Origin of the sequence: Mycolicibacterium pallens (genome assembly GCF_019456675.1) — a bacterium.
Classification (GTDB): domain Bacteria; phylum Actinomycetota; class Actinomycetes; order Mycobacteriales; family Mycobacteriaceae; genus Mycobacterium; species Mycobacterium crocinum.
Genome location: NZ_CP080333.1, coordinates 1434522 through 1456231 on the forward strand (window position 1 = coordinate 1434522; position 21710 = coordinate 1456231).

A 21710-nucleotide genomic window follows, 5' to 3' on the forward strand; every position below is an offset into this window, starting at 1 on the left:
GCCTGAAACCGGGGAGCCGCGCTGTGACAGAAGTGGTTGGTGTTACAAATCGAGACATGCGACGGCGGAGGACCCGATGCAGCCCAGCCACAGGGTGCCGTCGTGTTCCACCAGCCCGGTGGCCAGCCCGAATCGTGGGTCGACGGTCCGCACCTGGGCCTGCAGTCGGCCGTCGAGGTCGATGGCGATCGCCCACACCAGTGGCTTGGGGCTTGGCATCCAGGCGTAGGGAAGCTTCCACATCAGTCGACGCACCAGCGGTGCACGCGGCATCAGCCATTCACCGATCGCATTGCGCTCGCTGACCAACGCGACCCAGATGCGTCCGTCGGGTGCGGTCGAGATGTTGTCCGGATAGCCCGGCAGGTGCTCGATCAACGGCACCGGCTCACCGACCCCGGATCCGGTCAGCGGGTACTTCGACACCCGGCACCCGGTCGTCTCGGCGACCACCAGTGCCGACTCGTCGGCCGTCAGCGCCACCCCGTTGGCGAACCGCAGTCCGGTGGCCAACGTCGTCACGGTGCCGTCGGCGTCCCGGCGGAACAGCGATCCGCTCGCCCGCGCCTCCAGCACCGCGCCCTTGTAGTACTCGTAGTGGAAGCGCGACGTCGACTCGGTGAAATAGATTGTGCCGTCCGATGATTCGACGACATTGCTGCAAAACGTCAGCGGCCGTCCGGCCACCTCGCTCACCAACGTCTCGACGACGCCGGAGGCGGGATCCAGCCGCAGCAGCCCGCGGTGGCTGTCGCAGATCAGCAGCCGCCCGTCGCGGGCCACCGCCAGGCCCAGCGGCCGGCCGCCGGTGTTGGCCACCACCTCGGGTGCCTGACCCGACCGGATCCGCACGATCGCGCCGTTGTCGGTTCCGGTCCAGACCGTGCCGTCGGCGTCGATGACGACGTCCTCGGGGGCGTGCCCCGGGATGCCGATCACCCGCAGCGAGGAGTTCAGATCCGGCGGCGGCAGCTCCCGTTGCGGCGGCGGCTGCCACCGCACGGGATCGACCGGGGGCTTCTCGCCCCGGCTCACAGCAATCTGCCGGCCTCGCTGAGGACCCGGTGCAGGATCTCGTAGATCTCGTTGAACTCGTTCGGCCCGCTGATCAGCGGCGGAGCCAGCTGCACGACTGGGTCGCCACGGTCGTCGGCGCGGCAGTACAGGCCGGCCTCGAACAGCGCAGCGGACAGGAAGCCGCGCAGCAGCCTCTCGCTCTCGTCCTCGTTGAACGTCTCGCGGGTCGCCTTGTCCTTGACCAACTCGATGCCATAGAAGAAGCCCTCGCCACGCACGTCGCCGACGATCGGCAGCTCGAGCAGCTTCTCCAAGGTGGCGCGGAAGATCGGCGCATTGGTCTTGACGTGGTCGTTGATGCCCTCGCGCTCGAAGATGTCGAGGTTGGCCAGCGCGACCGCCGAGGACACCGGGTGCCCGCCGAAGGTGTAGCCGTGCCCGAACACCGTCTTGCCATCGCTGAACGGCTCGAACAGCCGGTCGCTGGCGATCATCGCGCCGATCGGCGAGTACCCCGATGTCATGCCCTTGGCACAGGTGATCATGTCGGGCTGATAGCCGATGTCCTCGCAGGCGAACATCGAGCCGATTCGGCCGAACGCGCAGATCACCTCGTCGGAGACCAACAGCACGTCGTACTCGTCGCAGATCTCGCGGACCCGCTCGAAGTATCCGGGCGGGGGCGGGAAGCAGCCGCCGGCGTTCTGTACCGGCTCGAGGAACACCGCGGCGACGGTCTCGGGGCCCTCGAACTCGATGGCCTCGGCGATACGGTCGGCGCAGTACTGCCCCCACGCCTTGATGTCGGTGCTGTAGGGCTCGGGCGCGCGGTAGAAGTTGGTGTTGGGCACCCGGAAACCGCCGGGTGTCAACGGCTCGAACGGCTTCTTGAAATCGGGCAGGCCGGTGATGGCCAGCGCGCCCTGCGGGGTGCCGTGGTAGGCGATGGCCCGCGAGATCACCTTGTACTTGCCCGGCTTACCGGTCAGCTTGAAGTACTGCTTGGCCAGCTTCCAGGCGCTCTCGACGGCTTCACCGCCGCCGGTCGTGAAGAACACCCGATTCAGATCGCCGGGAGCGTAATTGGCCAGCCGGTCGGCCAGTTCGATCGCCGGCGGGGTGGCATACGACCACAGCGGGAAGAACTCGAGGGTCTCGGCCTGCTTGGCCGCGGCCTCGGCCAGTTCCTTGCGGCCGTGTCCGGCCTGCACGACGAAAAGGCCTGAGAGGCCGTCGAAGTAGCGCTTGCCGTGACTGTCGTAGATGTACACGCCTTCGCCGCGGCTGATGATGGGTGGCGTCAACCCCCCACCGTGCCGAGCGAAGTGGCCCCACAGGTGGCGGTCGGCCTTGGCCGACAGCCCCGCTGTGAGATCGAGCGTGGTGGTACTCATCGTGTTCCCCAATTGTATTGTTGTTTAACGAGTTTCAGATATACCAAGGTTTCCGTGGAGGTCACCCCGGGCACGGCGCGGATCTCGGTGTTGAGCAGCTCGAGCAGCTCGGCGTCGTCCTCGCAGACCACCTCCGCGATCGCGTCGAAGGTGCCGGCCGTCAGCACGACGTAGTCGACGGCGTCGATCTGCGCCAGCTTCTCGGCGACCTTCGTGGTGTCCCCCGTGCAGCGGATCCCAATCATCGCCTGTCGGGTGAACCCCAGCTGGAGAGGATCGGTCACCGCGACGATCTGCATGACACCGGAATCCACCAGGCGCTGCACCCGCTGGCGCACCGCCGCCTCCGAGAGCCCAACGGCCTTACCGATCGCGGCATAGGAACGACGGCCGTCCTGCTGCAGCTTCTCGATAATGGCCTTGGACATCTCGTCCAGCTGGACCGGTCCGTTCCCACCAGCCCCGATGGCGCGGACGGGAAACCGAGTGGCCGGTACACCGGAGTCACGCATGCCCATGATTGTGCACGGATTCAGTTGTTTAAGGCAACAAGATCGATGAAATTGGTGGTCTCCACCTACCCATACTGCGGTAATGCGTAGCAGTCTCCCGGCTGGTCGGTTACCGTGGGCCTGTGACCGCACTCGCCTCTGACAAGACCCGAATTGTGCCCGGTAGCTGGATCGATGGCGCTCCGCTGACGACCGGCGGCAGTCTTCACCAGGTCATCAATCCGGCCGACGGTAGCGTCGTCGCGGAGTTGGCGCTCGCCGAGCCCGCCGACGTCGACACCGCGGTGGCCGCCGCCCGCGCAGCATTCGTCGGCTGGTCGCGTGCCACTCCGGTCGAACGGGCCACCGTGCTGGCCAAGCTCGCCGAGCTGGTCGACGCCCACGCGCAGGAGATCGTCGCCGAAGAAGTCAGCCAGACCGGCAAGCCGGTACGGCTGGCCACCGAGTTCGACGTCCCCGGCAGCATCGACAACATCGCGTTCTTCGCCGGTGCCGCCCGCCACCTCGAGGGCAAGTCCACCGCTGAGTACAGCGGTGACCACACATCGTCGATCCGGCGCGAGGCCGTCGGCGTGGTTGCGACGATCACGCCGTGGAACTACCCGCTGCAGATGGCGGTGTGGAAAGTGATCCCGGCACTGGCCGCGGGCTGTTCGGTGGTGATCAAGCCCGCTGAACTGACCCCGCTGACCACGCTGACGCTGGCCCGGCTGGCCACCGAGGCCGGCCTGCCCGACGGCGTCCTCAACGTCATCACCGGAGCCGGCGCCGATGTCGGCTCCGCGTTGGCCGGCCACCCGGGAGTCGACGTCGTGACCTTCACCGGGTCGACGGCCGTCGGCCGTCGGGTGATGGCCGCGGCCGCGGTCCACGGGCATCGCACCCAGCTGGAGCTCGGCGGCAAGGCACCGTTCGTGGTCTTCGACGACGCCGACCTGGACGCCGCGATCCACGGCGCCGTCGCCGGATCGCTGATCAACACCGGGCAGGACTGCACGGCGGCCACCCGGGCGATCGTCGCTCGCGACCTCTATGACGACTTCGTGGCCGGGGTGGCCGAGCTGATGGGCAAGCTGGTCGTCGGCGACCCGCAGGATCCCGACACCGACCTCGGTCCGCTGATCTCGGCGGCCCACCGCGACAAGGTCGCGGCGATGGTGGCCCGGGCGCCCGGCGAGGGCGGTCGCGTCGTCACCGGCGGTGAAATCCCGGATCTCCCCGGATCGTTCTACCTACCCACCTTGATCGCCGGCGTCGCCGAGACCTCCGAGGTGTACCGCGACGAGATCTTCGGCCCGGTGTTGACCGTGCGCACCCACGACGGCGACGACGACGCGCTGCGCCAGGCCAACGACACCGACTACGGGCTGGCCGCTTCGGCGTGGACCCGCGACGTCTACCGCGCTCAACGGGCCTCGCGGGAGATCAACTCCGGTTGTGTGTGGATCAACGACCACATCCCGATCATCAGCGAGATGCCGCACGGCGGCGTCGGGGCGTCCGGCTTCGGCAAGGACATGAGTGACTACTCGTTCGAGGAGTACCTCACCATCAAGCATGTGATGAGCGATATCACCGGTGTGGTCGAAAAGGACTGGCACCGAACCATTTTCAAGCTGCGCTAAGTGAGCCGTCCCGCGGTTGTCGGTGCCCTGGCCACTCCGCACGCCCTGGCGACCGAATCGGGCGTCCGGGTGCTGCGCGATGGTGGCACCGCCGTCGACGCCGCGATTGCGGCCGCGGCGGTGCTGACCGTCGTGTATCCGCACAACGTCGCGCTCGGTGGCGACCTCTTCGCGTTGATCCGCACGCCTGACGGGTCAGTGAACTGTGTGAACGCCTCAGGTTGGGCCGGTGCCGCGGTGGATGCCGCCGAGCTTCGCGCGGTTCATGGTGACGCGATGCCGGTGCGGGGCGCCGCGGCCGTCACCGTTCCCGGCAGCGTCCGGGGATGGGAAGCCCTGCGGCGCTTCGGATCCCGAATATCGTGGAGCGCAACATTGCGCGATGCCGAAGGACTGGCACGTGACGGTGTGCCGGTGCCGCGGTCGCTGGCTCATCACCTCGACGACGCCGAGGACGACGACCTCATCGGCACCGAAGACTTTGATCGGGTGTTCCGGCCGGGGTCCGCTCCCTTGCGTATCGGCGAGACATTCCGCCAGCCGGCGCTGGCCGACACGTTCGCCGCACTCCGAGCCGCGGGGCCGGACGCGTTCTACACCGGTGAGCTGGCAACGCGAATGGTGGACTATCTGCGGGGTCACGGATCATCGCTGGCCGCAGCCGATTTCGCGGATTTTCAGTCTGAGGTGCAGTTACCGCTGCGCGTTGAATTCGGCGGTCTGACGGTACTGACCAGCCCACCGAACAGCCAGGGTTTCGCGCTGCTGGACGCGCTCGCCGCGGTGCGTGACAACCCGATCGGCGATCCCACCGGCGTTGGCCTGGGGCAGCTGCTGCAAGCATTCCAGCGCGGCAACGCGATCCGCGACACCATTCTCGCCGACCCGCGGTTCGGGACCGACGACGTCCCGATGCCGCCGGCCGCTCCACCGGGGCGACCAACTGGCGACACCGTGGGCATCGCCGCGGCGGACGGCGACGGGTACGCGGTGTCGCTGATCCAGAGCGTGTACTACGCCTTCGGCTCCGGACTCATCGACCCCGCGACCGGTGTGCTGTTCCACAACCGCGGCTGCGGGTTCTCGTTGGACGCCCAGTCGCCCAACGTCATCGCGCCGCGCAAACGACCCGCGCACACCTTGATGCCGGTGCTGACGGTGCGGGACGGGCACGTGGCCCACGTGCTGTCGACGATGGGCGGTCAGGGTCAGCCGCAGATCCTGGGCCAGATCCTCCTGCATGCTCTCAGCGGTGCCAGCGCGATCGACGCGGTTGCCGCTCCGCGCGCCATCGTCGGCAATCAGATCGGCGGCGGCGCCGACTCCGTCACGGTCGAGGCGGACGTGTCCGCGGCCGCGCTCGACTCAATCCGCCGAGCCGGCTACACCCCGACCGTGGTCCCGACTCACACCGAATCGATGGGCCAATCCAACGTCGTGTTCATCGACGATCGCGGAGGCATGACCGCGGCCGCGGATCCGCGCGCGGACGGCGCAGCGGTGGTCGCGCACTACCCGCGACCCGACTAGGCCTGTGGGCCCTTGGTGAACTCCTCACCCGTCTCGGGGTTGAGAGCCGTCTCGCCGGGCGGCAGGTTCGACAGGTCGCGTGCGATCACCGTCGGCACATCGCCCGAGTCCGGCAGACCGAAGTGGGCTTCGACTGCGGTGGCCGGCTCGAGCACCAGATCGGCGCTCGAGCGTCGCGACAACGTTCTGCCGTGGAAGAAGTCCGGCCGGATCAGCCACCACACCGCCATCAGGATGACGCCGAGCACCAAGGCCCCGATGCCGACGACCGCCACCGCCCCGAAGCCGAAGATCGTGACATTGTTCCCGTCATCGTCGGTCAGCCAGTCCGGCTTGGCGTACTGCATCAGGCCGTAGACAAAGACCACCAGCAGGGTCAAGCCACCGAGCAACGGAATGACCCCACGCATCATGAAGTCGCGGACATTGCGGGTGAGGTGCTTGCGGTAGAACCAGACGCACGCGAAACCGGTCAGGCCGTAATAGAACGCGATCATCAGGCCGACCGAACCGATCAGTGCCGACAGCAGATTCGGGCTCACCAAGGTGAACAGCACATAGAAGACGATCGACACCACGCCCATCATTACCGTCGAGGTGGTGGGGGTCAGGTAGGTGCGGTGGATCTTGGCGAACGATTCCGGCAAGGCCTTATAGACGCCCATGGACAGGGTGGTGCGCGCGGTGGGCAGGATCGTCGTCTGGGTCGAGGCCGAAGCCGAGGTCAGGATCGACGCGGACAGCAACAGCAGGCCGATGTGGCCGAGCACGCTGTCACCGAATAACGCGGGCCCGATCGCGGCGAAGGCGTCGGCGGCGTTCTCCGAGTTGCCCAACCCTATGCCTTCGGTTCCGGTGCCCGCGAACGCGATTGCCGCGACGCTCACCAACGCATAGGTGGCCAGCAGCAGGAAGGTCGAGATGACCGCGGCACGACCCGGGGTGGTGCCGGGGTCATCGGACTCCTCGTTGCAGGCCACCGCGGTGTCCCAGCCCCAGTAGATGAAGATCGCCGTCAGGATGGCGGGGGCGATGACGGTGCCGAAGTCCAGTCCGCCCGGCCAGAACCAGGACAGCGATGGCAGCAGTGAGTAGCTCTCGGCGTGATGGGCGTAGACCTTGATCAGCGCCACGACCGAGAACACCACGAGCACAACGATTTCGATGCCGAGCAGGGCGTACTGCAGTCGTGCCGACACCTCGATGCCGCGGTAGCAGATATAGGTCATCACCATGATCCAGACGACCCCGGCCACCGTCGACCACACGGTGCTGTTGGCCAGCTCGGCCGCGGAGTGCCAGCCGAGATCACCGACGAACGTGAAGGAGTACGCGCCGGCGATCTGGGCGAGGTTGGCCATCACGATGACGTCGGCGGCGATGATGCCCCAGCCGCCGAGCCACCCGATCAGCGGTCCGAACGCGCGGGACGCCCAGGTGAACGTCGTCCCGCAGTCCGGCTCGGCTTTGTTCAGCTCCTGATAGGCCACCGCGATCATGTACATCGGGATGAACGCGATGAGCACGATCGCCGGAGCCTTGACGCCTGCCAGCAGTGCACCGCCACTGGCGACGATCAGACCCAGGGTGGCCGCCAGCGAGTACGCCGGGGCGGTCGAGGCCATGCCGACGACGATGCTGGACACCAGGCCCAGCGCACCGCCCTTGAGCCCTTTGCTCTCGACGGACGTGGATGGGGCGGGACCGCCGGGCTCGAGCGTGAGCTCGCCTTTACTCATCACATCTCCTGCCTGAACCGATATGAACGAAGAGAGAGTACGGTTTCAGTGGTAGATGTGCGGCGAAACTACGGATTTGTTTTCATTGACGTAATGAAGCAACTGGATCCGTGTCGGGTAACTAGGTGGCCCAGGGGACTCGGCAGGCGTCGCCCGAGCTGAAGCCCTGCTCGGTGATGCCCAGCGCCGAGTTCATCCGGGCCCGCATGTTCTCGGTGCCGATCTGATACGTCAGCTCGATTACCCCGTCGGCGCCGAAGCGCCGACGCAGATCGTCGACCTGCTGGTCGGTGATCGTATGCGGATCCTTCGTCATCGCGTCGGCGTAGGCGATCGCGGCCCGCTCGTCGTCGGTGTAGAGCGGCGAGGTCGCATAGTCGTCGATGTGCTCGAGGCGCTCGAGGTTGAGCCCCTCGAGCCGCATCAGCATCTGCCCGAAGTCCACACACCACGAGCAACCAACGGTGCGGGCCGTCCAGAACACCGCGAGTTCGCGGACGTCGGCGGGCAGGGACTTCGAGGCGTTCTGCAGCAGACCCTCGTGGACGGCGTTGGCCACCATCAGGCGGGTGTGATGGGCGTAGATGGCGAATGGCTCGGGCACCTCGCCGAAGCGTCGCTTGGCCCAGCGGTACATCAGCCGGGTCAGCAGCGGGGCCCGGTCGGGGGTGAGTGGTTCCAGTCGTGTTTTTCCGGTCATGTACTGAAGATGCTCCCGAGGCCGGAAATGTGACACCCCGATACCCCTCAATATTGGGTTGACGGACTAACTACTCCGCTAGGGTGCTGACTTGTGGATTTCGACCTCGACGCCGAACAGCGCGCGTGGTTGGCCGAGGTACGGGATTTCCTGCGGGAGAACGTCACTGACGCCCTGCGCGCCGAGATCGCCGAACACAATCTCGAGCACCCTGGCGGCGAGGTGGCGGCGTTCCGTCGCAAGCTCGGCGCCAAGGGCTGGTTCGGCCTGAACTGGCCGGCCCAGTACGGCGGGCTTGGGCTGGGGCCGGTGCACCTGCATCTGCTGATGACCGAGTTCGAGTACTGGGGTGCGCCGGGCCCCGATCTGACCGTCACCTCGATCGCGCCGATGATCATGCGGCACGGCACCGAGCAGAACAAGCGCGAGTTCCTTCCGCTCATCGCTCGTGGCGAGATGACCTGCGCGCTGGGTTATTCCGAGCCCGACGCCGGTACCGACCTGGCGTCGCTGCGGACGCGGGCGGTGCGCGACGGCGACGAATGGGTGATCAACGGGTCCAAGATCTGGAACAGCGGGGCGCAGCGGTCCACCCACGAATGGCTCTGTGTGCGCACCGATCCGCAGGCGCAGCGGCATCGCGGGATCTCGGTGATCGTCGTCCCGGTCGACAGCCCCGGTGTCCGGATCCGCCCGTTGATCGCCTGGTCGGGTTACCGGACCAACGAGGTGTTCTTCGACGAGGTGCGGGTGCCCGTCACGAACCTGATCGGCGAGGAGAACCGCGGCTGGTCCTACATCACCGGCGCCCTCGATCTGGAGCGCGGCGCGCTCACGAATGCCGGAGACCTGCGCCGCGCGCTCGATGAGTTGCAGGTGCTTGCGCGGATGCCGCGACGCGACGGCACCGTCCCGATCGACAACCCGGGTTTCCGCCGCCGGCTGGCGCAGGCCGAGGCCGACGTCGAGGTCGCCGTGCTGATGGGCTACGAGGCGTCCTCGCTGTTGGCCGGCGGCGTGATCCCGACCGTCGAGGTCAGCATCGAGAAGGTCTTCAGCAGCGAACTCCGGCAGCGGATCGCCGACCTGGGTATCGATCTGCTGGGCGCGGAAGGACTACTGGCGCATCGCAATTCGGAAGCACCCGCTGGCGGCCGGTTCGAGAAACTTTATCGGTTCGCCCCGCTGATGCGCTTCGGCGGCGGCACCAACGAGGTGCTCCGAGACGTCATTGCTCAACGCGGCAACGGCATGCCCTCCTACGGACGGTGATATGAAACTCGTTCCCTCCCAAGACGAACGCGATCTGGCAACCAGCTTGCGGGGCCTCCTGGGTGCCGGGCGCTCCGATCTGTGGGGTGACCTGGCGGCGGCCGGGGTGATGGGTTTGGGCCTGCCCGAAATCTATGGTGGTTCCGGCGGATCGCTGTCGGATCTCGGGATCTTCGCCCGCGAGGCCGGCCGGGCGCTGTGTCCGATGCGGGTGCACAGCACCGCGATCGCCGCGCACGCCCTGCGCATCCTCGGCGGCGAGAAGTCCTGCGTCACCTGGCTGCCCGACCTGACCGCCGGACGCATTGCCGGCACCACCGCGCTGTGGAATCCCAACGACGCATCCGACGTCACCGCCACCATGCGGGCCGACCGGGATCGCGACGGCACCTGGCGGCTCACCGGCACAGCCGATTTCGTCAACGATGCCGACAGCGCCGACATCGTCGTCGTCTCCGGATTCGACCGGTCCGGCAACACCGTGGGATTCGTCGTCCGATTACGCAACGATGGCGTGACGCTGCGGCCGCTGACACTGATGGGTGGCCACCACGCGTCGGTACTGCGCTTCGACGATGTGCCGGTCGACGACGTTCTCAATGACGGCGCGCCGCTCGGCCGCGACGACCTGCGGCGCACCGCCAACGCCGCGGTGGCGCTGACGGCGCTCGACCTGGTCGGCGTGGGGGAGGCGGTGCTCGAGCGCACCGTGCGCTACACCACCATGCGTCAGCAGTTCGGCAGGCCGATCGCGTCGTTCCAGGCCGCCCAGCACATCGTGGCCGATATGCACATCGCGCTGGCGGCGGCCCGGCTGGCCGCGCAGTCCGCCGTGTCCGCCATCGACCGCGGCCGCAACGCCGTTCGGGAAACCGCAGTCGCGCGAATCCAATCCGCCACGGCGGCCAAGTGGGCCACCCTCGACGCCCATCAGCTGCACGGCGGCATGGGGTACGTCGTAGAGACCGACCTGTACCTGTGGTCCGAACGCGCCCGGGTGCTCTCCACGCTGGGTGGGGGAGCCGACATCGCCGCGGCGTGGCTCGACGAGGACGACGTCAGCCGGGCGGCGGTGGCTGACCGGTTGCGGCGCAAGGACGGCCAGTGACAGACAGCCTGATCGATGCGGAGACCGCCGCGCGGGTCGGCACCGTCGCGGCCACCGCCTCCGGTGAGGTGATCCGGCGGGACTGGCAACGCTGGGCCGCCGCCGTCGGCGACGACAACCTGCTGTGGTTCGACCCGGACTACGCCCGCGCCAACGGTTATCGCGACGTCATCTGCCCGCCGCTGTATCTGCAGTACGCGATTCTCGGGGTCAGTCCGCTGTCCGGGTTGCGCCCGGACGGATCCTCGGGTGCGGTGTCGGGCGGCCTCGCCTTCCCGAAGGCGCCGCGGCGGATGGCCGGTGGCGAGAGCACCACCTTCCACCTGCCTGCGTATCACCGCGACGAGATCGAGATGGTCCGCACCATCTCCTCCGTGGTCGAAAAGGACGGCCGCTCAGGACGATTCGTTCTGGTGACCTGGCATACCGTGTACCGCAACCAGCGCGGGGAGCTGGTTGCCGAGGCCTCCACCTCGATGATTGCCCGCCCATGAGCCAGGTTTTCTACGACGACGTGGAGCCGGGCGACCAGATCCCGGAGCTGACCGTCACCGTCGACGAGACGCAGATGTTCTTCTTCAGCGCGGCCACCTACAACGGTCACCGCATTCACTACGACAAAGAGTGGGCCCGCGACACAGAGGGTTACGACGACGTCCTGGTGCAGGGACCGTTGCAGGCCGCGCTGCTGGCCCGCGCGATCACCGACTGGATCGGCGGCCGCGGCCGGCTGGTGACGTACTCGGTGCAGAACCGCGGCGTCGCATTCCCCGGTCAGCCGCTGACGTTCGGCGGCACGGTCACCGGCAAACGGATCGAGGACGACCGGGCACTGGTGGACCTGGAGATCGCCGGCCGCCGCGACGCCGACATCCTGATGCCGGGCACCGCGACCGTGGAACTGCCCCGCCGCCTTGGAGGTTCCTGATGCGGCTGGCCGGCGAGGCGGCGATCGTCGGGATCGCTGAACTGCCCGCCGAACGCAAGCCCACCCGACCGGAACTGTTTACCCTCGACCAGTACGCCGCGCTGACCAAGATGGTGCTCGACGACGCCGGTCTCGACGCGAGTGTGGTCAATGGGCTGATTTCCCACGGGCTGGCCGAATCGGACATGTTCGTCCCGGCCACCTTGAGTGAATACCTCGGTCTTCCGATCGATTTCGGCGAGCGGGTGGACCTCGGCGGCGCGACATCGGCCGCCATGGTGTGGCGTGCGGCCGTCGCAGTTGAACTCGGATTGTGTGACGCCGTGCTGGCCGTGCTGCCCGGTTCGCGGGCCCTGCCGCGGTCAGCGCGACGCGAACCGGTGGCGCCGAGTTGGTATGGGGCGTCGAGCAACAACTACGGGTCGCCGCAGGCCGAGTACGAGATCCCGTACGGCAACGTCGGGCAAAACGCGCCGTTCGCCCAGATCGCGCAACGCTACGGCGCACAGTACGGCTACGACCCGACCGCGCTGGCCAAGATCGCCGTGGATCAGCGCACCAACGCCTGCGCACATCCGGGGGCGGTGTTCCACGGCAAACCCCTCACCGAGGCCGACGTCCTCGACAGCCCGATGATCGCCGACCCGATCCACATGCTGGAGACCGTCATGCCCGTGCACGGCGGCACCGGGGTATTGGTCGCCAATGCCGATCTGGCCCGCAAGAGCCGGCATCGGCCGGTATGGATCAAGGGATTCGGCGAGCACATCGCCTTCAAGACCACGACGTACGCGCAGGACCCGATGGTCACCCCGATCGCGCGGTCCGCCGAACGCGCCTTCGCGATGGCGGGTCTGCGCCCGTCCGACGTGGACGTCGCCTCGATCTACGACTGCTACACGATCACCGTGCTTATGACCCTGGAGGGCGCCGGCTTTTGCCCGAAGGGTCAGGGCATGGCCTGGATCAAGGATCGCGACCTGACCTTCCGCGGCGACTTCCCGCTCAACACCGCGGGCGGCCAGTTGTCCTACGGGCAGGCCGGGATGTCGGGCGGGATGCATCACGTGGTGGACGCCACCCGCCAGCTGATGGGGCGATCGGCCGCGGCTCAGGTCGCCGACGCCAACATCGCCTTCGTGGCGGGCACCGGCGGAATCATGAGCGAGCAGGTGGCACTGGTGTTGGGAGGCGACTGATGGCCGAACCGATGCCGGTGCCCGAACCCACCCCGGTGTCCCAGCCGTTCTGGGATGCCCTCGCCGAACACCGGATCCTGATCCAGTACTCGCCATCGGCGGATCGCTACGTGTTCTATCCGCGCACGCTCGCACCCGGCACGCTGGCCGACGACCTGGAATGGCGCGAAATCGACGGTGCCGCAACGCTGTATACCTATACCGTGGCACGCCGCCCGACCGGACCGCCGTGGGTCGATTCGCTGCCGCAGCTGCCTGCCGTCGTGCAGTGGGATGTCGGGCCGCGGTTCTCCACCGAGCTGGTCGACGTCGCACCGGACGACGTCCGGATCGGGATGCGCGTCACCCCGGTGTTCTGCGACCTTCCCGGCGCCGGAATGACCCTGCTGCGGTATCGCCCGGCATGATCGACACCGTCCAGAAGCTGCTGCGGACCCGCACCGACGATGATTCCGTCGCGGTCATCTCACCCGAGCGCACCTGGACGTGGCGCGAGTATCTCGCGGAGGCCGCCGCGGAAGCCTCCGCGCTGTTGGCGCTTCTGGATCAGACACGGCCAAGACACGTCGGTGCGCTGATGACGAATTCGCCGGCCTATGTGCGGTCGATGGCCGCCGCCGCGCTCGGCGGCTACGTGCTCTGCGGTATCAACACCACCCGCCGTGGTGAGGGCCTGCTGTCCGACATCCGCCGTTCGGACTGCCAGCTGCTGCTGGTAGACGACGAGCACGCGCCGCTGCTCGACGGGCTGGACCTCGCGGGTGTGCCCGTGCTGAACGTGACCGGCCCCCGCTACGCCGAAGCGGTAGCTGCTGCGAAACCACTTGTCCCGCAGGAGGTCACCGGCACCGACCCATTCATGATGATCTTCACCTCCGGCACCAGCGGCAATCCGAAGGCCGTGCCGTTCGTCCACACGATGAGCGTGATGTGCGGCCTGAGCCTGGTCGCGCAGATGGACATCACCGCCGACGACGTGTGCTACCTGGCGATGCCGCTGTTCCACTCCAACGGGGTAGCGGTCGGCTTCTCGGTGGCGATCACCGCCGGTGCGGCGATGGTGCCGGTGAAGTTCTCGGTGTCGCGGCTGCTGCCGGATCTGCGCCGCTACGGCATCACGTTCATGAACTATGTGGGCAAGCCGCTGGCGCTGGTGCTGGCCACCCCGGAGCAACCCGACGATGCCGACAACCCGCTGCGCGTCATGTACGGCAACGAGGCCACCGAGCGCGATATCGCCGAGTTCTCACGGCGTTTCGGCTGCCGCGTCATCGACGCCTTCGGCTCCAGCGAGTTCGCCGTCGTGGTGGTTCGCGAGGACGGCACCCCGCCCGGCTCGATCGGCAAGGGCTGGGGCGGCGTCGCGATCTATCATCCGGACACCGTGACCGAATGCGCCACCGCGGTTTTCGACGAGCACGGCGCGCTAATGAACGCCGACGACGCGGTCGGGGAGTTGGTGAACACCACCGGCTCCGGACCGTTCGCCGGGTACTACAACGACCCGGCGGCCACCTCCGAGCGGATCCGGCACGGCATGTACTGGACCGGTGACCTCGCCTATTGCGATGCCGACGGCTGGATCTATCTGGCCGGTCGCACCTCGGACTGGATGCGCGTCGACGGCGAGAACATGGCTGCCGCGCCGATCGAACGGATCCTGCTGCGGTTACCGCAGATCAATCAGGTGGCGGTGTACGCGGTGCCCGACGAGCAGGTCGGCGATCAGGTGATGGCGGCGGTTGTTCTGCGCCAAGGGGACTCGCTCACCCCGGCCCAGTTCGAGGAGTTCCTGGCCGCCCAGCCCGATCTGTCGCCGAAGGCATGGCCGCGGTTCGTCCGGATCAACGACGACCTACCGCAGACGGCCACCAACAAAATCCTCAAGCGGGAACTGAGCGCGGCCGGTGTGACCCCAGGCGATGGTGTGCTGTGGGAGCGGGAAGCCCGCGCGACCAGCTACCGCGTCAGCGCGCAAACATCAACGCGCGCTTGACCTCCTGGATCGCCTTGGTGACCTCGATGCCGCGCGGGCAGGCGTCGGTGCAGTTGAACGTCGTGCGGCAGCGCCACACCCCGTCGACATCGTTGAGGATGTCGAGTCGTTCGGCCGCGCCCTCGTCGCGGCTGTCGAAGATGAACCGGTGCGCGTTGACGATCGCGGCGGGCCCGAAGTACGACCCCTCGCTCCAGTACACCGGGCAGCTCGTGGTGCAGCAGGCGCACAGGATGCACTTGGTGGTGTCGTCGTAGCGGGCGCGGTCGGTGGGGCTCTGGATGCGTTCGCGGGTAGGCGGATTGCCCGACGTGATCAGGTAGGGCTTCACCGCGCGGTAGGCGTCGAAGAACGGCTCCATGTTCACCACGAGGTCCTTCTCCACGGCCAGACCGCGGATGGGCTCGATGGTGATGGTGAGCGGCTTGTCCTTCTTGGGTAGCAGGTCGCGCATCAACACCTTGCACGCCAACCGGTTCACGCCGTTGATCCGCATCGCGTCCGAGCCGCACACGCCGTGCGCGCAGGAGCGGCGGAATGTCAACGTCCCGTCGAGGTAGCTCTTCACGTAGATCAGCAGATTCAACAGCCGATCCGACGGCAGGCACGGCACCCGGAAACTCTGGTAGCCGGCGCTGTCAGGATCCTCCGGGTTGAACCGTGCGATCTTCAGCGTCACCATCACCGCCCCGTCCGGGATCGGCGGCAGCGGGGGCTCTTTAACGTCAGGTGCGATCGTCATTAATACTTGCGCTCCATCGGCTCGTAGCGGGTCTGCACGACGGGCTTGTAGTCCAGCCGGATGTCGCTGAGCAGATCCGACCCTTCCTTGTACGCCATCGTGTGGCGCATGTAGTTGGTGTCGTCGCGGTTCGGGTAGTCCTCCCGGGCATGGCCGCCACGAGATTCCTTGCGGTTCAACGCTCCGACCACGGTGACCTCGGCCAGCTCCAGCAGGAAGCCCAATTCGATGGCCTCCAGCAGGTCGCTGTTGTAGCGCTTCCCCTTGTCGTGCACACTGATTCGCGCGTAGCGCTCCTTGAGCGCATGGATGTCGGTGAGCGCCTGCTTGAGCGTCTCCTCGGTGCGGAACACCGCGGCGTTGTTGTCCATCGACTGCTGCAGCGCACCGCGGATGTCGGCCACTCGCTCGTTGCCGTGCTCGGAGAGGATGTCGGCGACCCAGCCGACGACCATGCCGGCGGGCTCCTCGGGCAGGTCGACGAAATCGTGGCCCAGGGCGTAGTTCGCGGCGGAGATCCCGGCGCGGCGGCCGAAGACGTTGATGTCCAGCAGCGAGTTGGTGCCCAGCCGGTTGGCGCCGTGCACCGACACGCACGCGCATTCCCCGGCGGCGTACAGGCCCGGAACCGTTGTGGTGTTGTCCCGCAACACCTGTCCGGTCACCGTGGTCGGGATGCCACCCATCACGTAGTGGCACGTCGGGTAGACCGGCACGAGCTCCTTGACCGGGTCCACACCGAGGTAGGTGCGGGCGAACTCGGTGATGTCGGGCAGCTTGGCCTCGAGCACGTCCTCGCCGAGGTGGCGCACGTCGATGTAGACGTAGTCCTTGTGTGGGCCGGCGCCGCGGCCTTCCAGGACCTCGAGCACCATCGAGCGGGCGACGATATCGCGCGGCGCAAGGTCGACGATGGTGGGGGCGTAGCGCTCCATGAACCGCTCGCCCTCGCCGTTGAGCAGCCGTCCGCCCTCGCCGCGCACGGCCTCGGAGATCAGGATGCCCAACCCGGCCAGACCGGTCGGGTGGAACTGGTGGAACTCCATGTCCTCCAACGGAAGTCCCTTGCGGAACACGATGCCCAGGCCGTCGCCGGTCAGCGTGTGGGCGTTGGAGGTGGTCTTGTACATCCGGCCCGAGCCGCCGGTGGCGAACACGATGGCCTTGGCGTGGAAGACGTGGATGTCGCCGGTGGCGAGTTCATAGGCCACCACACCGCTGGCCACCGGGCCGCTGGGGGTATCGGTCAACACCAGGTCGAGTGCATAGAACTCGTTGAAGAACTGCACGTCGTGCTTGACGCAGTTTTGGTACAGCGTCTGCAGGATCATGTGGCCGGTGCGGTCGGCGGCATAACAGGCCCGGCGCACCGGCGCCTTGCCGTGGTCGCGGGTGTGCCCGCCGAACCTGCGCTGGTCGATGCGCCCCTCGGGGGTGCGGTTGAACGGCATCCCCATCTTCTCGAGGTCGAGCACCGCGTCGATGGCTTCCTTGGCCATGATCTCGACAGCGTCCTGGTCGGCGAGGTAGTCGCCACCCTTGACGGTGTCGAAGGTGTGCCACTCCCAGTTGTCCTCTTCGACATTGGCCAGAGCGGCGCACATGCCGCCCTGGGCGGCGCCGGTGTGGGAGCGGGTCGGGTACAGCTTGGTCAGCACCGCGGTCCGCACCCGCGGGCCCGCCTCGACGGCGGCGCGCATGCCGGCTCCGCCTGCACCGACGATGACCACGTCGTAGCGGTGTTCGGTAATCATTTTCGCCTCGAAGAGCTTCTAGGAGATGTTGGGGTTGAAGGTGAGCAGCACGTAGGTGCCCACCACCAAGGTGATGAGCATCGCGATCACCAGCAGCGAGTTGAGCCAGAACTTCGTGGAGTCCTTGCGGGCGTAGTCACCGATGATCGTGCGGATCCCGTTGCCGCCGTGCAGCTGGGCCAGCCACAGCAGCAGTAGGTCCCAGGTCTGCCAGAACGGTGAGGCCCAGCGCTGCGCGACGTAGTTGAAGTCGATCTTGTAGACGCCGCCGTCCCACATCAGCCCGATGAACAGGTGGCCGAGCGCGAGGAAGATCAGGACGACGCCGGAGAACCGCATGAACAGCCAGGCGTACTTCTCGAAGTTCGGCATTCCGGAGCGCCGGCGTGGGGTGCGCGGGTTGTCCAGCCCGGCCGGACGGTCGTGGCTGCGTTCGAGGATCGGGGCCGGCGGGCCGAGCCGGCTTTCGGGCGCGCTCACAGGAACCGCTCCGCCATGTGCATGCCGATGATCACCAGCGAGGGCACCATGACCAGCAGCCAGACCGCGGCCACCGCCCACAGCATCTGCCGTTGATAGCGGGGGCCCTTCCACCAGAAGTCGATGAGGATGATCCGCACACCGTTGAGTGCGTGATAGAGCAGGGCGGCCACCAGGCCGATCTCCATCAGACCGATGATCGGCGTCTTGTAGGTCTCGACGACCTCGTTGTAGGCCTGCGGGCTGACCCGCACCAGCGCCGTGTCGAGGACGTGGACGAAGAGGAAGAAGAAGATCGTCGTACCGGTGATGCGATGCAGAACCCACGACCACATGCCGGGGTCACCGCGATACAGGGTGCGCCGCCGCCGTGCCGACTTGTCGCGGGGGGCAGGCACAACCGGTGCCGCTGTACTCATTCAGCGCCTCCAACACCATCGTTGCATTTGATTGGACTCTAACTCCGTTTCTAGGGTCGAAAGAATTACGGTGCAGGGACAAAAGGCGATTGTCCGGCCGATTCGGCCGGTGTAGCCGGTGGCGACGAGTGGCGCGAGGCGGTTGGTGAATGCATTCAGTACGGGTCCGGTGAGTGACCAATGACCACCGAAATTGACTGGAAACTGCTGCGCGACAGGGCAATTGAGGTAGCTGCTCGCGCCTACGCGCCGTATTCGGGCTTCCCGGTCGGCGCAGCCGGACTGGCCGATGACGGTCGCGTCATCACCGGTTGCAATGTGGAGAATGTCTCATATGGCCTAGGTCTCTGTGCCGAGTGTGCGGTGGTCTGTGGGCTGATTTCCGGTGGTGGCGGGCGGCTGCTTGCCGTGGCCGTCGTCGACGCCACCGGCGCCGCCTTGATGCCCTGCGGACGGTGTCGCCAGCTCCTTCTCGAGCACGGCGGCCCGGAGGTGCTCGTCGACCACGCCGGGGGCCCGCGTCGGCTGGCTGAACTTCTGCCCGATGCGTTCGGTCCCGACGACCTGGCCCGGGTGGAGCGGGAAAAGCCGTGACCCAGTTCACATTCGATGCACCGACCGTCATTCGGGTCAAACGCGACGGTGGCCGGCTCAGCGACGAGGCCATCGACTGGGTGATCGATGCCTACACCCGCGGCACTGTCGCCGACGAGCAGATGTCGGCGCTGCTGATGGCGATCTTCCTGCGCGGGATGGACCGCGGCGAGATCTCCCGGTGGACTTTCGCGATGATCGCGTCCGGCGAGCGTCTGGATTTCAGCGATCTCGGCCGCCCGACCGTGGACAAGCACTCCACCGGCGGTGTGGGCGACAAGATCACCATCCCGCTGGTGGCCGTCATCGCCGCTTGCGGCGCGGCGGTTCCGCAGGCTGCCGGCCGCGGGCTCGGGCACACCGGCGGTACCCTGGACAAGCTGGAGTCGATTCCCGGTTTCACCGCGGAGATCTCCAAAAGTCAAGTCCGCCAGCAATTGTCGGAGATCGGCGCGGCCATCTTCGCTGCCGGTGAGCTGGCCCCGGCCGACCGCAAGATCTATGCGCTGCGCGATGTCACCGGGACGGTCGAATCGCTGCCGCTGATCGCCAGTTCGGTGATGAGCAAGAAACTGGCCGAAGGCGCCGACTCTCTGGTGCTCGATGTGAAGGTCGGCCGTGGCGCGTTCTTGAAGACCGAACACGAGTCGCGAGAGCTCGCCGCCACCATGGTGGAACTGGGACTGGCCCAGGGCGTGCCGACCCGGGCGATCCTGACCGATATGAACGTCCCGCTCGGCCGCACGGTGGGCAACGCCTTGGAGGTCGCCGAGTCACTCGAGGTGCTGGCCGGTGGCGGGCCCGAGGACGTCGTCCAACTGACCGTGCGGCTGGCGGCCGAGATGCTGGATCTGGCCGGGATCGACCGCCGCGACCCGGCCGAGACCCTGCGCGACGGCACCGCGATGGATCGGTTCCGCGCACTGGTGACGGCGCAGGGTGGTGACGTTCACGCGCAGCTTCCGATCGGTGCCCATTCCGAGACCGTGTCGGCACCGCGAGACGGCACAATGGGTGACATCGACGCGATGGCGATGGGGCTGGCGGTGTGGCGGCTCGGTGCAGGCCGAGCCAGCCCGGGCCAGCCTGTGCAATTCGGGGCCGGCGTGCGTATCCATCGCCGCCCCGGCGAGCCGGTCAGCGCAGGTGAGCCGCTGTTCACCCTCTATACCGACACACCGGAACGGATTCCCGCCGCCGTCGACGAGCTCGACGGTGCGTTTGCCGTCGTCGACGAGCCGCCGACGCCGCGCCCGCTCATCATCGATCGGATCGCCCGATGACCACACCGTTGACGCTGCCCATGATCAGCCGGGCGCCCAAGGCGCTACTGCACGACCACCTCGACGGTGGTCTGCGGCCCGCCACCGTGCTGGATATCGCAGGGCAGATCGGCTACGACGGGCTGCCGGCCACCGATGAGGCCGGGTTGGCGGAGTTCTTCCGCACCGCCGCCCACAGTGGGTCGCTGGTGCGCTACCTCGAACCGTTCGCCCACACCGTCGCGGTCATGCAGACTCCCGAATCGCTGCACCGGGTCGCGTTCGAGTGCGTCGAGGACCTGGCCGCCGACAACGTGGTCTACGCGGAGGTCCGGTTCGCCCCCGAGCTGCACATCGACCGCGGGCTGTCCCTCGACGAGGTGGTCGATGCGGTGCTGTCCGGATTCGCCGACGGGGAGAAGGCGGCCGCCGCCGACGGCCGTCCGATCGTGGTGCGCTGCCTGGTGACGGCGATGCGCCACGCCGCGCGGTCGAGGGAGATCGCCGCACTGGCAATCCGGTTTCGCGACAAGGGAGTTGTCGGATTCGACATCGCCGGCGCCGAGGCGGGCTACCCGCCCACCCGTCACCTCGACGCATTCGAGTACATGCGAAGCAACAACGCGCGCTTCACCATTCATGCCGGTGAGGCGTTCGGCCTGCCGTCCATCCACGAGGCGCTGGCCTATTGCGGGGCCGACCGGTTGGGTCATGGGGTGCGCATCGTCGACGATATCGAGGTGCTGCCGGATGGCACGGCTCGGCTGGGTCCGCTGGCTGCGATCTTGCGCGACAAGCGAATTCCGCTGGAGATGTGCCCGAGCTCCAATGTGCAGACCGGTGCGGTGAAGAGCATCGCGAGTCATCCGTTCGATCTGCTCGCGCGCCTGCGGTTCCGGGTCACCGTCAACACCGACAACCGCCTGATGAGCGATACCACGATGAGCCAGGAGATGGCCCGACTGGTCGAGGCGTTCGGTTACGGGTGGAGCGATCTCGAGCGGTTCACGATCAATGCGATGAAGTCGGCGTTCATCCACTTCGACGAACGGTTGGCGATCATCGACGAGGTGATCAAGCCGCGCTACGCGGTGCTGATCGGCTGAGGTTCGTCCGCCCCGACCAAGGCCTGGCTGAGTACCCGCAGGACATCGTTGTCGGGTGCGGGGGAGTAGTACACAAAGGTGCCCTCGCGCCGGGTCTTCACCAGGCCCGCCAGCCGCAGTTTGGCCAGGTGCTGGCTGACCACCGTGGGTGCGGCCCCCGCCAGCTCGGCAAGGCAGGCCACCGATGACTCGCCCTGCAACAACGCCCACAACACCTTGATCCGAGTCGGGTCACTGAGCATCCGGAACGCGTCTGCCGCCTGGTTCACCTCGTCCTCGGTGGGCATCGAAAACCCCGGAATCGACGTGTGCACGCTCGCGATTCTAGCTGCC

22 protein-coding genes are annotated in these 21710 nt (G+C 67.2%); 12 read left to right on the top strand and 10 right to left on the bottom strand.

The window, feature by feature from the left end; genetic code table 11:
- Positions 1–42: 42 nt before the first annotated feature.
- Genes K0O64_RS06965 through K0O64_RS06975 form a run of 3 tightly spaced genes read right to left on the bottom strand, consistent with a single transcriptional unit; the run spans position 43 to position 2839 of the window.
- Positions 43–1035, bottom strand: coding sequence for an SMP-30/gluconolactonase/LRE family protein (locus K0O64_RS06965; protein WP_425574776.1), 993 nt, complete (start codon positions 1033–1035; stop codon positions 43–45).
- Positions 1032–2411 carry an aspartate aminotransferase family protein gene (locus K0O64_RS06970; protein ID WP_071947170.1) on the bottom strand — a complete coding sequence of 460 codons (1380 nt, stop codon included), beginning with the start codon at positions 2409–2411 and terminating at the stop codon, positions 1032–1034. Before K0O64_RS06970 ends, K0O64_RS06965 begins: the two co-directional genes overlap by 4 nt.
- Positions 2408–2839: an Lrp/AsnC family transcriptional regulator gene (locus K0O64_RS06975; protein WP_096312737.1), complete on the bottom strand. Its 432-nt coding sequence runs from the start codon at positions 2837–2839 to the stop codon at positions 2408–2410. The genes K0O64_RS06970 and K0O64_RS06975 overlap by 4 nt, the downstream gene beginning before the upstream one ends.
- 206 nt (positions 2840–3045) lie before the next feature.
- Between K0O64_RS06975 and K0O64_RS06980 the strand changes: the two genes are divergently transcribed.
- Together K0O64_RS06980 and K0O64_RS06985 are read left to right on the top strand one after the other, a co-directional pair.
- On the top strand, positions 3046–4548 hold the full coding sequence (locus K0O64_RS06980; RefSeq protein ID WP_096310503.1) for a gamma-aminobutyraldehyde dehydrogenase: 1503 nt from the start codon (positions 3046–3048) through the stop codon (positions 4546–4548).
- On the top strand, positions 4549–6078 hold the full coding sequence (locus tag K0O64_RS06985; RefSeq protein WP_096310505.1) for a gamma-glutamyltransferase family protein: 1530 nt from the start codon (positions 4549–4551) through the stop codon (positions 6076–6078). It begins immediately after the preceding gene.
- Here K0O64_RS06985 and K0O64_RS06990 read toward each other — a convergent pair.
- Together K0O64_RS06990 and K0O64_RS06995 are read right to left on the bottom strand one after the other, a co-directional pair.
- The gene (locus tag K0O64_RS06990) at positions 6075–7817 is read right to left on the bottom strand and encodes an APC family permease (protein WP_096310508.1); all 1743 of its coding nucleotides are present in this window, start codon (positions 7815–7817) and stop codon (positions 6075–6077) included. The genes K0O64_RS06985 and K0O64_RS06990 overlap by 4 nt on opposite strands.
- Positions 7818–7938: 121 nt before the next feature.
- On the bottom strand, positions 7939–8517 hold the full coding sequence (locus K0O64_RS06995) for a carboxymuconolactone decarboxylase family protein (protein WP_071947166.1): 579 nt from the start codon (positions 8515–8517) through the stop codon (positions 7939–7941).
- A gap of 93 nt (positions 8518–8610) precedes the next feature.
- Here K0O64_RS06995 and K0O64_RS07000 point away from each other — a divergent pair, with 93 nt between their 5' ends.
- From K0O64_RS07000 to fadD1, 7 genes are read left to right on the top strand one after another with little or no spacing between them, the layout of a single operon-like run.
- A complete protein-coding gene (locus K0O64_RS07000; RefSeq protein WP_096310510.1) occupies positions 8611–9789 on the top strand; it encodes an acyl-CoA dehydrogenase family protein in 1179 nt (392 codons plus the stop codon).
- A gap of 1 nt (position 9790) precedes the next feature.
- Positions 9791–10897: an acyl-CoA dehydrogenase family protein gene (locus K0O64_RS07005; RefSeq protein ID WP_096310512.1), complete on the top strand. Its 1107-nt coding sequence runs from the start codon at positions 9791–9793 to the stop codon at positions 10895–10897.
- Positions 10894–11391: a MaoC family dehydratase gene (locus K0O64_RS07010; RefSeq protein WP_071947163.1), complete on the top strand. Its 498-nt coding sequence runs from the start codon at positions 10894–10896 to the stop codon at positions 11389–11391. The genes K0O64_RS07005 and K0O64_RS07010 overlap by 4 nt, the downstream gene beginning before the upstream one ends.
- A complete protein-coding gene (locus K0O64_RS07015; protein ID WP_096310514.1) occupies positions 11388–11825 on the top strand; it encodes a MaoC family dehydratase in 438 nt (145 codons plus the stop codon). Before K0O64_RS07010 ends, K0O64_RS07015 begins: the two co-directional genes overlap by 4 nt.
- On the top strand, positions 11822–13024 hold the full coding sequence (locus K0O64_RS07020) for a thiolase family protein (RefSeq protein ID WP_096312738.1): 1203 nt from the start codon (positions 11822–11824) through the stop codon (positions 13022–13024). The genes K0O64_RS07015 and K0O64_RS07020 overlap by 4 nt, the downstream gene beginning before the upstream one ends.
- Complete coding sequence (locus tag K0O64_RS07025) at positions 13024–13431, top strand: Zn-ribbon domain-containing OB-fold protein (protein WP_096310516.1); 408 nt, start codon at positions 13024–13026, stop codon at positions 13429–13431. The genes K0O64_RS07020 and K0O64_RS07025 overlap by 1 nt, the downstream gene beginning before the upstream one ends.
- Positions 13428–15020 carry a fatty-acid--CoA ligase FadD1 gene (gene fadD1 / locus K0O64_RS07030; RefSeq protein WP_220046239.1) on the top strand — a complete coding sequence of 531 codons (1593 nt, stop codon included), beginning with the start codon at positions 13428–13430 and terminating at the stop codon, positions 15018–15020. Before K0O64_RS07025 ends, fadD1 begins: the two co-directional genes overlap by 4 nt.
- On the opposite strand, the gene K0O64_RS07035 is transcribed toward fadD1, so the two are convergent.
- From K0O64_RS07035 to sdhC, 4 genes are read right to left on the bottom strand one after another with little or no spacing between them, the layout of a single operon-like run.
- On the bottom strand, positions 14992–15762 hold the full coding sequence (locus K0O64_RS07035) for a succinate dehydrogenase iron-sulfur subunit (protein WP_071947158.1): 771 nt from the start codon (positions 15760–15762) through the stop codon (positions 14992–14994). The two genes, fadD1 and K0O64_RS07035, sit on opposite strands and share 29 nt — an antisense overlap.
- Positions 15762–17516: a succinate dehydrogenase flavoprotein subunit gene (gene sdhA, locus K0O64_RS07040; protein WP_220046240.1), complete on the bottom strand. Its 1755-nt coding sequence runs from the start codon at positions 17514–17516 to the stop codon at positions 15762–15764. Before sdhA ends, K0O64_RS07035 begins: the two co-directional genes overlap by 1 nt.
- Positions 17517–17534: 18 nt before the next feature.
- Positions 17535–17996 carry a succinate dehydrogenase hydrophobic membrane anchor subunit gene (locus K0O64_RS07045; protein ID WP_071947156.1) on the bottom strand — a complete coding sequence of 154 codons (462 nt, stop codon included), beginning with the start codon at positions 17994–17996 and terminating at the stop codon, positions 17535–17537.
- Positions 17993–18415 carry a succinate dehydrogenase, cytochrome b556 subunit gene (gene sdhC / locus K0O64_RS07050; RefSeq protein ID WP_071947155.1) on the bottom strand — a complete coding sequence of 141 codons (423 nt, stop codon included), beginning with the start codon at positions 18413–18415 and terminating at the stop codon, positions 17993–17995. The genes K0O64_RS07045 and sdhC overlap by 4 nt, the downstream gene beginning before the upstream one ends.
- 180 nt (positions 18416–18595) lie before the next feature.
- Between sdhC and K0O64_RS07055 the strand changes: the two genes are divergently transcribed.
- Genes K0O64_RS07055 through K0O64_RS07065 form a run of 3 tightly spaced genes read left to right on the top strand, consistent with a single transcriptional unit; the run spans position 18596 to position 21377 of the window.
- Positions 18596–19009 carry a cytidine deaminase gene (locus K0O64_RS07055; protein WP_071947154.1) on the top strand — a complete coding sequence of 138 codons (414 nt, stop codon included), beginning with the start codon at positions 18596–18598 and terminating at the stop codon, positions 19007–19009.
- The gene (locus tag K0O64_RS07060; RefSeq protein WP_071947153.1) at positions 19006–20292 is read left to right on the top strand and encodes a thymidine phosphorylase; all 1287 of its coding nucleotides are present in this window, start codon (positions 19006–19008) and stop codon (positions 20290–20292) included. Before K0O64_RS07055 ends, K0O64_RS07060 begins: the two co-directional genes overlap by 4 nt.
- The gene (locus tag K0O64_RS07065) at positions 20289–21377 is read left to right on the top strand and encodes an adenosine deaminase (RefSeq protein ID WP_096310520.1); all 1089 of its coding nucleotides are present in this window, start codon (positions 20289–20291) and stop codon (positions 21375–21377) included. The genes K0O64_RS07060 and K0O64_RS07065 overlap by 4 nt, the downstream gene beginning before the upstream one ends.
- Here K0O64_RS07065 and K0O64_RS07070 read toward each other — a convergent pair.
- Positions 21356–21691 (bottom strand): ArsR/SmtB family transcription factor, encoded by a 336-nt coding sequence (locus tag K0O64_RS07070; protein WP_096310522.1) that lies wholly within the window; start codon positions 21689–21691, stop codon positions 21356–21358. The two genes, K0O64_RS07065 and K0O64_RS07070, sit on opposite strands and share 22 nt — an antisense overlap.
- Between the last annotated feature and the right edge of the window lie 19 nt (positions 21692–21710).

Bases quoted from the DNA above. Each gene is read 5' to 3' on its own strand.
- sdhC (WP_071947155.1), bottom strand. From the start codon at position 18,415: ATGAGTACAGCGGCACCGGTTGTGCCTGCCCCCCGCGACAAGTCGGCA.
- K0O64_RS07025 (WP_096310516.1), top strand. From the start codon at position 13,024: ATGGCCGAACCGATGCCGGTGCCCGAACCCACCCCGGTGTCCCAGCCG.
- K0O64_RS07005 (WP_096310512.1), top strand. From the start codon at position 9,791: ATGAAACTCGTTCCCTCCCAAGACGAACGCGATCTGGCAACCAGCTTG.
- K0O64_RS07055 (WP_071947154.1), top strand. From the start codon at position 18,596: ATGACCACCGAAATTGACTGGAAACTGCTGCGCGACAGGGCAATTGAG.
- K0O64_RS06995 (WP_071947166.1), bottom strand. From the start codon at position 8,517: ATGACCGGAAAAACACGACTGGAACCACTCACCCCCGACCGGGCCCCG.
- K0O64_RS06990 (WP_096310508.1), bottom strand. From the start codon at position 7,817: ATGAGTAAAGGCGAGCTCACGCTCGAGCCCGGCGGTCCCGCCCCATCC.
- K0O64_RS06970 (WP_071947170.1), bottom strand. From the start codon at position 2,411: ATGAGTACCACCACGCTCGATCTCACAGCGGGGCTGTCGGCCAAGGCC.
- sdhA (WP_220046240.1), bottom strand. From the start codon at position 17,516: ATGATTACCGAACACCGCTACGACGTGGTCATCGTCGGTGCAGGCGGA.
- K0O64_RS07015 (WP_096310514.1), top strand. From the start codon at position 11,388: ATGAGCCAGGTTTTCTACGACGACGTGGAGCCGGGCGACCAGATCCCG.
- K0O64_RS06975 (WP_096312737.1), bottom strand. From the start codon at position 2,839: ATGTCCAAGGCCATTATCGAGAAGCTGCAGCAGGACGGCCGTCGTTCC.
- fadD1 (WP_220046239.1), top strand. From the start codon at position 13,428: ATGATCGACACCGTCCAGAAGCTGCTGCGGACCCGCACCGACGATGAT.
- K0O64_RS07035 (WP_071947158.1), bottom strand. From the start codon at position 15,762: ATGACGATCGCACCTGACGTTAAAGAGCCCCCGCTGCCGCCGATCCCG.
- K0O64_RS07065 (WP_096310520.1), top strand. From the start codon at position 20,289: ATGACCACACCGTTGACGCTGCCCATGATCAGCCGGGCGCCCAAGGCG.